Source organism: Pseudoalteromonas sp. SG41-1, from assembly GCF_014164575.1.
In the GTDB taxonomy this organism is placed as follows: domain Bacteria; phylum Pseudomonadota; class Gammaproteobacteria; order Enterobacterales; family Alteromonadaceae; genus Pseudoalteromonas; species Pseudoalteromonas rhizosphaerae.
Genome location: NZ_JACJFL010000046.1, coordinates 1 through 13,613, shown reverse-complemented (window position 1 = coordinate 13,613; position 13,613 = coordinate 1). Strand labels below are relative to the sequence as shown.

Genomic DNA, 13,613 nt, shown 5'->3' with positions numbered 1-13,613 from the left:
TCGCAGCAAAGTTAACCCCTGCGGCGAAGTTTGCTACAATCGCTCGTCTTTACTCAAATTTTATAAGGTAGTCGCGGGTGGTTAACCTAGGTCAATTGTTTGGTGAACTAAAAACGTGTTTAAGAAAAGATCAATTCATCTTTAAAAAACGCCTTCACGGCATAAAAAAAATAACCGATGAAACAAAACAAGCAGCCGTGATTGAAAAAATCACTGCAGATATAGCACGTAGCCAACAATTGCGAGAGGTGCGCTTAGCTCAGTTACCTAAAGTAACTTACCCTGAGCAGCTCCCCGTCAGTCAGAAAAAAGACGACATTAAAGAGGCTATCGCCAATAACCAAGTGGTTATTATCGCGGGTGAAACCGGCTCAGGTAAAACCACGCAAATTCCTAAAATGTGTTTAGAACTTGGCCGTGGCGTTGATGGTTATATCGGTCACACCCAACCAAGACGTTTGGCTGCGCGCAGTGTCGCGGATCGGATTGCTCATGAAATGCAATGTGAACTTGGCCAGCAAGTGGGTTTTAAAATTCGTTTTAGCGATCAAGTATCAAATAACAGCTATATAAAGTTGATGACTGACGGTATTTTACTGGCGGAAATTCAACAAGACCGATTTTTAAACCAGTATGACACCATTATTATTGATGAAGCTCATGAACGTAGTTTAAACATTGATTTTATTTTAGGTTATTTGAAAAACCTATTACCAAAGCGTCCTGATTTAAAAATAATTATTACCTCTGCGACCATTGATCCAGAGCGATTCTCAAAGCATTTTAATGATGCACCGATTATTGAAGTGTCAGGACGAACATTTCCGGTGGATGTGCGTTATCGTCCTTTGGTTGAAATTGATAAAAATGATATGGAGGCTGAAGGCGACCAGCTGCAAGGTATTTTTGATGCCGTTGATGAGCTGTGCCAAGAAGGCCCAGGCGATATTTTAATCTTCTTAAATGGTGAACGGGAAATACGCGATACTGCTGATGCCCTTAGTAAACGTAATTTAAAAGGAGCGGATGTTTTACCTTTGTATTCGCGCCTTTCTAACGCAGAACAAAACCGTATTTTTGCTCCCCATAGTCGTCGTCATATTATTTTATCGACCAACGTTGCTGAAACCTCACTTACTGTGCCGGGTATTCGATACGTTATTGATCCTGGTACCGCGCGCATTAGCCGTTATAGTTATCGTACTAAAGTGCAGCGTTTACCGATTGAGCCAATATCACAAGCCAGTGCCAATCAGCGAAAAGGCCGCTGTGGCCGTGTGGAAGCGGGTATTTGTATTCGTTTATATGCTGAAGATGATTTTAATTCGCGCCCAGAGTTTACTGATCCAGAAATACTACGTACTAACTTAGCCTCCGTTATTTTAAAAATGCTTGGCTTAGGGTTGGGCGATATGGCCGAGTTCCCATTTGTACAAGCACCAGATAGCCGTAATATCAACGATGGCTTAACGTTACTAGAGGAACTTGAAGCGGTTAAACCCACTCGTCATAATAGCAATACGCAGCTTACTAAATCGGGTATTGAACTGAGCCGCTTACCGGTTGACCCGCGTTTAGCTAAAATGGTACTAACAGCACAAAAGCTGGGTGCGCTGCGTGAAGTGATTATTATTGTGGCGGCGTTATCGATTCAAGATCCACGCGAGCGCCCGCAAGAAAAACGCGCTGCTGCAAACGAAAAGCATGGCCGTTTTGACGATCCTGATTCAGATTTCATCGCCTTTTTAAATTTATGGAATTACTTAGAAGAGCAGCAAAGTGAGCTAAGTAACAGCCAATTCAGAAAGCTGTGCCAAAAGGATATGCTCGCTTATATGCGTATTCGTGAGTGGCAAGATATCGTTTATCAGCTCAGTACTGTGTGCAATGAAATGGGCATGAAAGCGACCAGCAATGTTGCCGATGGCGATAAAATCCATCAAGCGCTATTGAGTGGCATGCTCAGTCACATTGGTTTTAAAGATGAAAAGCAAGTATATAAAGGCGCTCGCAACAGTCAGTTTCATGTATTCCCAGGCTCTGGATTATTTAAGAAAAGCCCAAAATGGTTGATGTCGGCAGAGCTGGTTGAAACCAGTAAATTATATGCACGTATTAATGCCAAAATTAACATCGATTGGGTTGAACCATTAGCACAACACTTAGTAAAACGCAGTTACAGTGAGCCGCATTGGGAGAAAAAGCCCGGCGCAGTGATCGCTTTCGAACAGCAGGTATTATACGGGCTGATCATAGTGTCAAAGCGTCGCTGTGTGTACAGTAACATTGACCCGAAAGTTAGCCGCCAGTTGTTTATTCGCAGTGCCTTAGTAGAGCAAGATTTAGGTCAAAATGAAGGGTTTTTGCAGTTTAATCGCGAACTGATTGAAGATATTCAAACTCTAGAAAATAAAAGCCGCCGTCGTGATATTTTAGTTGATGAGCAAACCTTATATGAGTTTTACGATAAGAAAATTCCTGCTCAAATAAACAGTCGTGCAGCATTTAATAAATGGTATAAAACGCAAAAGCAGCAGGATAAACATTACTTGCAAATGACACGTGATGATTTAATGCAACACGGTGCTGATAGTGTTACTGAGTTTGATTACCCCGATGTATGGCAACAAGGTAATTTAATGTTGCCGTTGAGCTATCATTTTGATCCAGGCCAAGCGGTCGATGGGGTTGCAGTGCAAATTCCGGTGGCCTTACTAAACCAAGTAGAAGAAGCTGGCTTTGACTGGCATATTCCTGCATTTCGTCATGAGTTGATCACCGGTTTAATTAAATCTTTACCTAAATCACTACGTCGTAATTTTGTGCCTGCGCCAAATTACGCAGATGCGGTTCTTGCAGCAATCGAGCCTATGCAAGGTAACTTCATTGAGGCACTCAGTACGCGTTTATTACGTATGACAGGTGTAAAAGTTGATCCAGAGGCCTGGGATTTAACCACCCTTGCGACTCACTTAAGACTGCAGTTTGAAGTTCGTGATGAAAAAGATAATGTACTTGCCCGAGGTATGGATTTAGCGAAACTCAAAGCGCAATTGCAGGGTAAAGTGACGCAAACGCTGTCTAAAGTGGCAGATAAAGGCATTGAAAAAGCTGACCTATTGCAATGGGATTTTGGCAAGTTACCGGTATCCTATGTGAAAAAACAAGGCCAGTATGAAATCAAAGCGTATCCTGCGCTGGTAGATAAAAAATCATCGGCGGCAGTGGAGCTATTTGATAACGAAGTTAAAGCGCAAACTGCCCATCAGCAGGGGTTACGCCGTTTGGTATTACTGAATGTACCTTCGCCGATAAAATATTTGCAACAAAACTTACCCAATAAGGCTAAATTAGGTCTATATTTTAATCCGTTTGGTAAGGTTGCTGATTTAATTGATGACTGTATTGCCGCAGGTGTTGACAGTTTATTGGTAAAATTAGGCGATGTACGCACCGAACAAGCGTTTGAGCAAGTAAAAGAGCACGTGCGCGGTGAGCTCGGCGATGCGGTTGTTGCTATTGCAACCCAAGTTGAGCAAGTGTTGAGTATTGCGCATGCGTTACATAAAAAAATGAAAGGGCGAGTTGATTTAACCATGATCACTGCACATGGAGATATAAAAAGCCAACTGGGATCTTTGGTATTCAAAGGCTTTGTTTCAAATCATGGCGCAGACAAACTTAGTGATTTAATTCGTTACTTAAAAGCAATAGAAAAACGCTTAGAAAAGTTGCCAGTTGATCCAAATCGTGACAGATTATGTGTACTTGAGTTAGAAAAGGTTGCTCAAGAGTATCAAAAACAGCTGAAAAAAGTGCCGCATGGAATGCCTGCTCCGCAACAATTGCAGGATATTTTTTGGATGCAACAAGAGCTTAGAGTATCCTTGTTTGCGCAAACGTTAGGGACACCGTATCCGATTTCAGCTAAGCGTGTATTGAATGCTCTGAAAGAAATTGATTGAGTTTGGTATTTAGTAAACATCGAATACCTTGGAAGGAAATATTTGTTAGATGAGAAGGAACTGATATTAACCATGCGCTCATCCGCTAATACACACCCGCGTTTACTAGTTGTAGATGACGAGTACTTTAATTTTGAAATGCTCAAAGTCGCTTTATCAGCGGATTTTGAGCTCAGTTATGCTGAATCAGGTAAGAGCTGTTTATCGTCGGCTATTGCAAATCCACCGGATGCGATTTTACTCGATGTATGTATGCCCGGCCTAGATGGTTACGACACGTGTCGAATGTTGAAGAACACCCCTGAAACTCGTAATATTCCTGTTGTTATGGTGTCAGGCTTAGAATCCGTACAGGAACAACAAGCTGGTTTTGATGCCGGTTGCGATGCCTATGTGGTGAAGCCTTTTTCGGTCGTGGGGTTATTAGAAAAAATCAATACGGTTGTTTAGGAGTTATTATGCTAAATGAAGATAAACGTAATTTTAGACGTATGCAATTAAATGCACAGGCAAAATTAACCACACTTGAGCCAGTCGCTGATCAACATTTTGATGCTGTATGTGTCGATTTAAGTGCAACTGGGTTGTCACTGCAGTTGGATGAATTACTTGAACTGGGCACCATTGTGAAGGTGAATATTGATTCGACCAGCCCTGCCATTGCACCACTTGATGCAACAGCAAAAGTCGTTCGTGCCAGCAAAGAAAGTGATGGCACGGTAACCGCTGGGCTAGAAATAATGCAGTTTAATTAACCTGATGAACTCAGGTTAATTAGTTGCAGTCAGTTTAGTAAACTTTACAGATCAGGCCTTTTAGGTAAAAACCTTCAGGGTAACTGCCTGCGATTGGATGATCAGCAGCTTGGTTTAAACGCTCCATGATCAACAAATCCTTACCAGCATCAAGGGCTGCATCAGCAACCACTTTTTGAAATAAATTTTGCTCCATTAAACCTGAACATGAGAACGTAAGCAACGTACCACCTGGTTTAAGAATTTGCATGGCAATCATATTGATATCTTTATAGCCACGACACGCACCCGTTAGTTGTGCTTTGTTATCAGCAAATTTAGGTGGGTCCATAACGATAGTATCGAATAACACCCCATCTTCACGGTATTGGCGTAGTAATTTAAATACATCTTGTTTTATGAAGTCAACTTTATCTAAATCAAGATTATTGTGCTCGACATTACGTTTTGCGGTATCAAGCGCGGGTTGCGATACGTCAACGTTAGTAACATGCTCGCAGCCGCCACGCAGTGCATACAATGAAAAGGTACCTGTGTAGCTAAAACAGTTAAGTACTCTTTTATCTTTTGAAAAACGCTCTAATGCAGCACGGCTATCACGTTGATCAAGGTAGAAACCGGTTTTATGACCTTCGAGAATGTCTACTTCAATTTTAAAACCATTTTCTTCAATTAATACTGGCTGCTCAGGCTTATTACCCCATAACACGCCCATAGTCGGCTCTAAGCCTTCTTTGGTGCGCACATCGACATCAGAGCGCTCATACACGTTACAGCCTGGGAAAATAGCGATTAAAGCGCCAACTATTTCACCTTTATGGCGCTCAGCACCGGCACTTAATAACTGACACACTAAAAAGTTGTCAAATTTATCAATGGTTACACCTGGTAAAAAATCAGACTCGGCGGCACATAACCGAAATCCCGTTAAGCCACCTTCAGTAATTACTTGCTCGCGTGCCGCAAAGGCACGACGTAAGCGACGTTCAAAAAAAGCTTGGTCGATGATTTCTGTTTCATCAAAGCTCCAAACACGCGCGCGGATCTGTGAGTGCGGACTGTAAGCCGCTGTAGCTAAAAATTTACCATTACTATCGTGAATGGTCACTGTGTCACCTAAACCTGGCTTACCTTTTATTTTTTTGATGGCTTTTGAAAACAACCATGGGTGTTTTCTTTTTAGTGATTTTTCACGACCAGCTTCTAGGTATACGACAGATGACATTAGGCTTCTCATTACGGATAAATTAAGAGCGTATTTTAGTGAAGCAGGCTCGAACATACAATGAATGTTTTGCACAACAGCCTATAACCGCGGTAAAGTAACAGTAATTCAATGCATTAATTTGAAATTACAGGATTTATGGAACAACGTTTGCCCGTTTTAGTATTATCTGAGCCGTTGCAACAGCTAGAAAATCATTGCCGTGCTTTTATTTTGTCGTTAGTGAGTGCTGATGTCGCCCACGATATTACCCATATTGAACGAGTCGTGCGTGTTGCAAAACAGCTCTGCTTTGCTGAAGATGCTTCGATGGACGTGGTGTTACCCGCAGCATGGTTGCATGACTGTGTTGCAGTGGCTAAAAACCACCCGGATCGCGCTAAAGCTTCAACAATGGCCGCAGATAAAGCAATTTCATTTTTAGCGTCAATAGGGTATGACTCGCAATATTTTGATGCCATTCATCATGCTATTGTAGCCCATAGTTTTAGCGCTAACATTGCAATTGAAAGTGTGGAAGCACAAATCGTTCAAGATGCTGATCGTATGGATGCCTTAGGAGCAATTGGTGTCAGCCGCTGTATGAAAGTAGGGGGCTCAATCGGACGCAATTTATATCACCCTGACGATCCATTTTGCGCCCACCGCAGCCCGGATGACAGCTTGTATACATTAGATCACTTCTTCATCAAGCTATTACATATTGCACAGAGTATGAATACACCTTCAGCAAAAGCAGAAGCGGTGCGTCGTACTGAATATATGCAGGTATTTATTGAACAACTTAAGTCGGAGATTGGCTAATGGCAATGCCTACTTTATCTGGTGTCGATCATTGCCATTTAAATGTGACTAACCTTGCGCAAGCCGTCACGTGGTACAAAACAGTCCTTGGATTTAATATTGTGCCAGAGCTTGCTTTTTGGGATGAGGGTACTGGGCCTTTAACACTAGAAGATCCTGCGGCAACTATTCGCTTAGCGTTATTTGAGCGAGAGGGCAGTAGTAAAGGGATTGCATTTGGCGCATCTGGAGAGCAGTTTATCGCTTGGCTTAAGCATTTGGCTGACTTAAATATTAAAACCGTGGTTGCTGATCACAAAGTTACATACTCTGTTTATTTTCAGGATTTAAGTGGTAATAGTCACGAAATCACCTCTCATGACTATGCATATATCTCGGCCAACATCTAGCATATGGTTAGCCTTGGTAGGCAGAGTACACTGCTAAAACAGCATCTAGCTGGCCTTCAAATAGTGCGATAAGCTGAGGATCAAAGTGTTTACCAGCTTGCTCGCGCATATGACTTATGGCTTCATCAACGCTCCAAGCTTGCTTATAGGGACGTTTAGAGGTAAGTGCATCGAATACATCGGCGATTGCCACAATACGTCCTTCAATCGAAATTTCCTCACCTTTAAGACCGTTTGGATAACCTGATCCATCCCATTTTTCATGATGCTCCATCGCAAGTATATAGGCGAGCTGCAATAACGGCGATGACGAGTTTGCTAAAATTTTAGCGCCGATTTTGGCATGCTGTTTCATGTGTTCAAATTCTTCGGCTGTTAATTTCCCTGGTTTAAGCAAGATTGCATCGGGAATGCCGATTTTACCAATGTCATGCATCGGTGCTGCTTGTTTGAGAAGCTCAGCATGTTGTTCAGTCATTCCATAGGCTAGTGCTAAAATTTTACTGTATTTACTCATGCGCACAATATGCTCGCCAGTATCGGTGTCTTTATACTCGGCAGCGCACCCTAAACGATGGACTAAATCAACGTGAGCCAACTTTAGCTGCTCAGCCTGAACTAGGGATAAATGAGTTTTAACACGCGCTCTTACGATTGCAGGACTAATAGGCTTGGTTATGTAATCTACCGCGCCAATTTCAAAACCTTTAAACTCATCACTTTCATCCGCAAGTGCAGTCACAAAAATGACTGGAATATGCTCAGTAGCAGGGTTTTGTTTAAGCAGCTGACATACTTCAAAACCACTCATATTTGGCATCATAATATCGAGTAGAATGAGTTTGGGTGGCTCTTTTTCAACTAACGCGAGCGCGGCATCACCCGATTTAGCAAAAGAGAGGCGATATTGATTCCCTAATACTTCGCGCATGACTTTAAGGTTGGCGGGTTCATCATCAACAATAAGAATTCGTGGGCGTTCGGTTATTAAGTCCATCAGTGTGTTTCCAAATTTGCTGCCTGACTGAGCAGCTCTATTAATGCAATAAGAGTACTCTGGGCATTGTCAAAGTCAAACTGGTCGAAATATTCGATTAATGCATCCACATCACTTTGATAAGTAGCGGGGGCATTGTCTGCTAATGTTGCTAACAACTCATCATTGAGCTCTGCATTTTCTGCGTCTTTACGCAGTTGTTCACACAGTATTTTAAATTCGCTGAGCGATAGTACTTGGGTATTTTTTTCGCTGCTTTGCACTGCTATACAGCTGCTGGTTTTTCTAGCTAACAACTCATTGACCGCATTAAACTCTATCTGCAATTGCTGAATTATTTGCGCCTGCTGCTCAGGGGCTTGGCTGTTTTCTAAGGTTGAAAGTAGGGCCATCATAGTCGGTAAACCTAAATTACCAGATAAGCCTTTAAGGGTATGTAATGTGCCATTAATATCTTTTAAGGCATTTAGTCCATCATTAAAGATAATGTCACATGTTGCCTGCTGCTCTTTAAAAAAACGGTGTATTTCGCTCAGCTGTTTACACTTACTGCCCCAAAGTTGCTGTCCTTTTTTAAAATCAATATGCTGTGCTGCGGGATCAATGTGAGCAATTTGCGTTTCTATATTTAAACCAAAGCCAAGCACTTGCGCAATCTCTTGATTCAATTGATTGATATCAACAGGCTTATTGGCGAAGCCATTCATACCCGCTTTTCTAGCCGTTAATTTATCTTGCTGTAAGACACTGGCGGTGAGCGCAATGATCGGAGTCTTTTTTAGCTGTCGTTGTTGCTCAATTTCACGAATTTTTTCGGTCGCGGCAATACCGTCACATTCAGGCATATGGATATCCATTAAAATGACATCAAAATCTTGTTTTTCAAAAATAGCGATCGCTTCTAAGCCGTTGCTTGCAGAGCTAATCGTATGCTGATCTCGCGACAATAATAACTGTAGTAGCTCAACATTTTGTGCTATATCATCAACGACTAAAATGCGCAGCTTAGGTAATTGCGTATGCAACTTATCAAAGTAATTGACTTGGGTTTCATCACCGACCTCTAAAGGCAATGAAAAATAAAAGCAGCTGCCTTTATCTTCTTCACTGACTACGTTGATTATGCCACCCATCAGCTCAACGAGTTGCTTACTGATAGTAGTACCAAGTCCAGTGCCACCAAAACGACGTGTAGTAGTCCCGTCAGCTTGTTCAAAAGGCTGAAATACCGCTTTAAGACGATCTTTAGCAATACCAATACCGGTATCTTGTACTTCAAAAAATAAGTAATTATTTTGTGTCGTACTGACAGTGACATTCACTGAACCCTGAGCTGTAAACTTAACTGCATTACCAATTAAATTTGTTAAAACTTGGCGAATTCGGTCTGGATCACCGTAATAAGTAGGGTGAACAGACTCTTTGATGGTAAGTGTTAGTTCTAGATCTTTCTTTTTTGCTTCTAACCAAAATGTAGAAATAATACTATCAAGCACCGCTTGAAGATTAAAATGCACTAATTCAATGGTCAGCTTACCTTTTTCAAGTTTTGCAGAATCCAATATTTCATTTAATAGCCGTAACAGCGAGCGAGCCGCATTATTTACGATAATTAAGTGCTTTTGTTGGTCTTGATCAAGTGGGGTATCCATCAATAAATCACTAAAGCCAATAATCGAATTCATCGGTGTGCGAATTTCGTGACTCATATTCGCCATAAATGACTGTTTGGCTTGAGCTGCATCTTCGGCGGCTATTTTCGCCAACTTTAATTTATCTTCGTATTCACGACGTTCACTAATATCGATAATAACGCCGTCGATCCAAATCGCTTCACCTTGCTTGTTGAACTCAAAGCTACCTTTCTCAAGCACCCAAATTAGCTTGCCACTTCGATGACGTAGTCGGTATTCAATTGAGTATTGCGATTTAGCAGCGATCGCTTGCTCGACCGATTTATTGATGCGTTTGTTATCATCTTTAAAAATCAAATCACTAAACTGAATATGCTGATTGATAAATTCCGATGGGACATAGCCAGTTACTTCATTAATGCTAGGGCTAATAAAAATCATGCTCCAGCTTTTATCCAACTGGCAGCGAAATACCACGCCAGGCATATTATTCATCAGCGAGCGGTATTGTTGTTCTTTCGCTATGAGGTTTTGTTGTAGTTTGCGTTGCTCAGTCAAGTCAGTAATAAAGCCAACAAATATTGACTCTTGTCCTGGCTGGTTTGCTTCACCAATACCTAAGCGAATAGGAAATAGGTGACCTTGTTTATGTTTAGCAAGAACATCACGATTGACGCCAATAACTTTACCTAAATCGATGTGATGTGCCTTTAATAGATATTCATCATGCTCGGCTGCGATATCATCTGCCATCAGCATTTTTATGTTTTTACCCTTTACATCAGTGCTATGCCAGCCGAAAATATTCTCTGCAGCGTTATTAAAGCTTAAGATAATACCGCGATTGTTAATTGTTACTATGCCATCTATAGCGGTCGATAAAATAGCCTCTAAGCGAGATTCATTCCCTGTTTTTTCTTCAAGTAACATGCGATAGCGTACCATACCGTTAATGATAGCAACTATCGCGGTTAGAATAATGGTGGCGAACACTACGCTAATAGCAACAAATGTAAGTTCTGAGCTGGCGCTGTCATTACCAATTAATGGCGAGGTTGCAACAAACCGTGTTGCCGCCATTCCCATGTAATGCATACCTGCAACAGCAAAACCCAAAATGATTGCGCTGATCAACCGCGTCTGCAAAGAATTTAGTGTTGGGAGGTGCTTTTTAATATTAAAGCGAGCATATAAAGATATAAACGCCAGTACAACGGCAACGATAATTGACAACCCAAACATCAATGGATCGTAGCGTAGCAGCGGGCTCAATTCCATTGCTGCCATACCACTGTAATGCATAGTGCCGATACCTGCGCCGAGTAGTACCGAGGGCAGTATTAAACTGAAAATAGTGGCGTTATTTTTTACTAATAATGACACGCCAGTTAGGCAGGCTAAAAATGCTGGAATGAAAGATAAAAAGGTGAGTGTTGGGTCGTAGCTGATATTTGTACACAGTGAAAATGCCAACATACCAATAAAATGCATACTCCAAATACCGCCAGAAAGTACCAAGGAAGCCGTTGAGTTGGCTAATTTTTGATAACTTTTGAAGCGTGTTTCTTTGGCCAGATCGATCATGTAAGTTGCAAAAAATGCAGAGAAAATAGCCGTTAAAACAGACAGAGCGACTAAAAATGGGTCATAAACACCATTAATAAGAAGGCTCGGATCGTGATCGGTAATAAAAAAAGCGGTAAGCATAACGGCTCAATACACTGTTATTTCAGTAATAACTAATATCACCTGAAATATATGTTAAGACAATTAATTAATTTTGCGCAAATGCCTGTTATTTGTTTACATATTTAGCTGCAAAATTTAACAAAATCAAAAACTTTTTAAAATCAATTCGCTAAGTTTCATTGTGCGTAATGATAGCATCATTTATAACCAGTTTTATAGCAGGTATTTAGCTGAACTATTTATTTTCGCAGATAAAGTAATCGGTAATTATCGGGTCATACGTTTGACAAATACGACTACGAATAGTGCCAGAGAGAAACTCCCGCAAAACGCTTCAACTGCAGCAACGAATCGGGAGAAACCAACCGGAGTAATATCGCCATATCCTAAGGTTGTAAAAGTAACCACGCTAAAATAAAAGCTATTAAGTAGGGCTAATAAATTATCACTTAATGTTGCCGCCGGATTGAACTGCATAATACGACCAGCATCCATCACCCCAAAAATAAAATAACACAGGGCGCAGCAGATGATCAGTGACAAACTAAAACGGATCACATTTTCAGGCTTTTCACCATACCCGCACAACATATCAATACAGCTCGAGGCTAATCGTTTTTTTGAACCCCGTGGATATTGTGCGTGACGCATCCGCAGTTCTTTGTACGTGAAATTACCCGCCAGTTCAAATAAGCCTTGTTGTTCTGATGCTTTACGTAAATTGCGAAATATTTCTTCTGATTGTTCAAATAAGTCAAGGGCTGCGCTTTTATCTGTATGTTTAAGCGCTGCTTTAGCTTGTTTTTCCTGTAATAGTTCAGCGCCTAGCTCAATGTTATCAATACGGGTGTTGTTTAGTTTTATACCCAATAAATTTGTATCTTGTAGGTTGCAGTAATGCAGGCTTGCTTCGTGCAAGTTGGCTTTCATCAGTGAACTGTGGGCTATTTTATTATTAAACAGGTGAGCGTTGGTGAGCGTTGCACGATAAAAATTACTGTAAGATAAATCAAAACCATCCTCATCATCTTGTTTTATCAAATTAAGCCCATTGAGGTTAGCGCGTTTTAATTGCAATCCCTGTAATAATCCTCCCTTTTTTGCATAGCGCTCTAATTTTTGGGTCAGATCTAAGCCTGACTTATCAAATTTGGCATCATGCCAAAAACAAAAACCTGAGCCCATGTCTGTTTCTTGACAATGATGGCCATCGGGAGAGGTATAACGACAACAAGGCTTATCAGGCATGTTTGATATCGCTTTATTTAATTCTACTTAGTTATAGATTAGCAGTTATTTTGCAAGGTATTATAGTGACCTGTTAATTAGTTCAATGACTGTCGGTCAATTACAAGAGTTAGGTTTGTTTGAATATACATTAAAACGTAGTCGCCGCCGCAAAACTGTCGCTATCAAAGTCCAGCAACAAAGTGTCACAGTTTATGCGCCTGTTGGGGTTGCTAAAAAGGAACTTGAAAGCTGGCTGCTAAGTAAAACTGACTGGATCAATGCGCAAATTAATAAGCAAAGTCAAATGCTTGATACTCGCCAATACCCATTACAAGATAATCGCGTACTGGTTTTTTCACAACCTATGATACTGACTTATGGTGTCAGCTCGCGCAGCGCATGGCAGCTAGTAAAAAATCAGCAGGGGAATGTGTTACAGCTAAATCTTTCTGGACGGGTTAAGCATCAGCAGCCAATGTACCAAACCTTGCTCGAAAGTTTTTTACATGAGCAATTAGAAAATTATATTGAAATGCGTGTACATGCTTATTGCCTAAAAATGGCAGAGGCTTTACCTAGCAGTATTCGCATTCATACTTATAAGCGTCGTTGGGGCAGTTGTAATCGACGACGAGAATTGACCTTTAATTTGTTATTAGCCAGTGCGCCGCAGAGTATTATTGATTATGTAATTGTGCATGAACTAGCTCACTTGAAATATTTAAATCACAGTGCCGCATTTTGGCAGCGCGTCAGTGAGTTTTATCCTGATTATAAGCAAGCAACAAAATGGTTAAGGCAACACGGTGCGAGTTTACAATGGGTAGTCGAATGAGTTAGCGAGGATAAAGTTACCGAGGGTAAAGTTAGCGAGGATAAAGTTACCGAGGAAAAAGTTACTGAGAATAAAGTTACCGAGAATAAA

At 41.1% G+C, this 13,613-nt stretch carries 10 protein-coding genes; 6 read left to right on the top strand and 4 right to left on the bottom strand.

The features are described 5' to 3' along the window. Positions 1-77: 77 nt before the first annotated feature. The 3 genes from hrpA (at position 78) to H5203_RS18630 (ending at position 4,720) form a co-directional block, all read left to right on the top strand. Positions 78-3,965 carry an ATP-dependent RNA helicase HrpA gene (hrpA, locus tag H5203_RS18640; RefSeq protein ID WP_182820093.1) on the top strand — a complete coding sequence of 1,296 codons (3,888 nt, stop codon included), beginning with the start codon at positions 78-80 and terminating at the stop codon, positions 3,963-3,965. Between the two features lie 72 nt (positions 3,966-4,037). Next, entirely contained in the window at positions 4,038-4,415 is a 378-nt protein-coding gene (locus H5203_RS18635) for a PleD family two-component system response regulator (protein ID WP_145241521.1), read from the top strand. A gap of 8 nt (positions 4,416-4,423) precedes the next feature. After that, complete coding sequence (locus H5203_RS18630; protein ID WP_145241426.1) at positions 4,424-4,720, top strand: PilZ domain-containing protein; 297 nt, start codon at positions 4,424-4,426, stop codon at positions 4,718-4,720. Between the two features lie 34 nt (positions 4,721-4,754). Here the strand turns inward: H5203_RS18630 and H5203_RS18625 are convergent, their stop codons facing one another. Next, positions 4,755-5,945, bottom strand: coding sequence for a class I SAM-dependent methyltransferase (locus H5203_RS18625; protein ID WP_145241424.1), 1,191 nt, complete (start codon positions 5,943-5,945; stop codon positions 4,755-4,757). Positions 5,946-6,083: 138 nt separating this feature from the next. Between H5203_RS18625 and H5203_RS18620 the strand changes: the two genes are divergently transcribed. After that, positions 6,084-6,749, top strand: a complete 666-nt coding sequence (locus H5203_RS18620) for an HD domain-containing protein (protein WP_182758984.1) — start codon at positions 6,084-6,086, stop codon at positions 6,747-6,749. Continuing rightward, positions 6,749-7,138 (top strand): VOC family protein, encoded by a 390-nt coding sequence (locus H5203_RS18615; RefSeq protein ID WP_145241420.1) that lies wholly within the window; start codon positions 6,749-6,751, stop codon positions 7,136-7,138. The genes H5203_RS18620 and H5203_RS18615 overlap by 1 nt, the downstream gene beginning before the upstream one ends. A 7-nt stretch (positions 7,139-7,145) precedes the next feature. Here the strand turns inward: H5203_RS18615 and H5203_RS18610 are convergent, their stop codons facing one another. The 3 genes from H5203_RS18610 to H5203_RS18600 all read right to left on the bottom strand — a co-directional run bounded on the left by H5203_RS18610 (position 7,146) and on the right by H5203_RS18600 (position 12,706). After that, the gene (locus tag H5203_RS18610; RefSeq protein ID WP_182732488.1) at positions 7,146-8,135 is read right to left on the bottom strand and encodes a two-component system response regulator; all 990 of its coding nucleotides are present in this window, start codon (positions 8,133-8,135) and stop codon (positions 7,146-7,148) included. Then, positions 8,135-11,476 carry an MHYT domain-containing protein gene (locus tag H5203_RS18605; RefSeq protein WP_182820092.1) on the bottom strand — a complete coding sequence of 1,114 codons (3,342 nt, stop codon included), beginning with the start codon at positions 11,474-11,476 and terminating at the stop codon, positions 8,135-8,137. Before H5203_RS18605 ends, H5203_RS18610 begins: the two co-directional genes overlap by 1 nt. A gap of 249 nt (positions 11,477-11,725) precedes the next feature. Then, a complete protein-coding gene (locus H5203_RS18600) occupies positions 11,726-12,706 on the bottom strand; it encodes an ion channel (protein ID WP_145241414.1) in 981 nt (326 codons plus the stop codon). 85 nt (positions 12,707-12,791) lie between these two features. On the opposite strand from H5203_RS18600, the gene H5203_RS18595 reads away from it, so the two are divergent. Continuing rightward, positions 12,792-13,523 carry a M48 family metallopeptidase gene (locus tag H5203_RS18595; protein ID WP_145241412.1) on the top strand — a complete coding sequence of 244 codons (732 nt, stop codon included), beginning with the start codon at positions 12,792-12,794 and terminating at the stop codon, positions 13,521-13,523. Positions 13,524-13,613: the final 90 nt, after the last annotated feature.

Bases quoted from the DNA above. Each gene is read 5' to 3' on its own strand.
- H5203_RS18625 (WP_145241424.1), bottom strand. From the start codon at position 5,945: ATGTCATCTGTCGTATACCTAGAAGCTGGTCGTGAAAAATCACTAAAA.
- H5203_RS18630 (WP_145241426.1), top strand. From the start codon at position 4,424: ATGCTAAATGAAGATAAACGTAATTTTAGACGTATGCAATTAAATGCA.
- H5203_RS18605 (WP_182820092.1), bottom strand. From the start codon at position 11,476: ATGCTTACCGCTTTTTTTATTACCGATCACGATCCGAGCCTTCTTATT.
- H5203_RS18620 (WP_182758984.1), top strand. From the start codon at position 6,084: ATGGAACAACGTTTGCCCGTTTTAGTATTATCTGAGCCGTTGCAACAG.
- H5203_RS18595 (WP_145241412.1), top strand. From the start codon at position 12,792: ATGACTGTCGGTCAATTACAAGAGTTAGGTTTGTTTGAATATACATTA.
- H5203_RS18635 (WP_145241521.1), top strand. From the start codon at position 4,038: ATGCGCTCATCCGCTAATACACACCCGCGTTTACTAGTTGTAGATGAC.
- H5203_RS18615 (WP_145241420.1), top strand. From the start codon at position 6,749: ATGGCAATGCCTACTTTATCTGGTGTCGATCATTGCCATTTAAATGTG.
- H5203_RS18600 (WP_145241414.1), bottom strand. From the start codon at position 12,706: ATGCCTGATAAGCCTTGTTGTCGTTATACCTCTCCCGATGGCCATCAT.
- H5203_RS18610 (WP_182732488.1), bottom strand. From the start codon at position 8,135: ATGGACTTAATAACCGAACGCCCACGAATTCTTATTGTTGATGATGAA.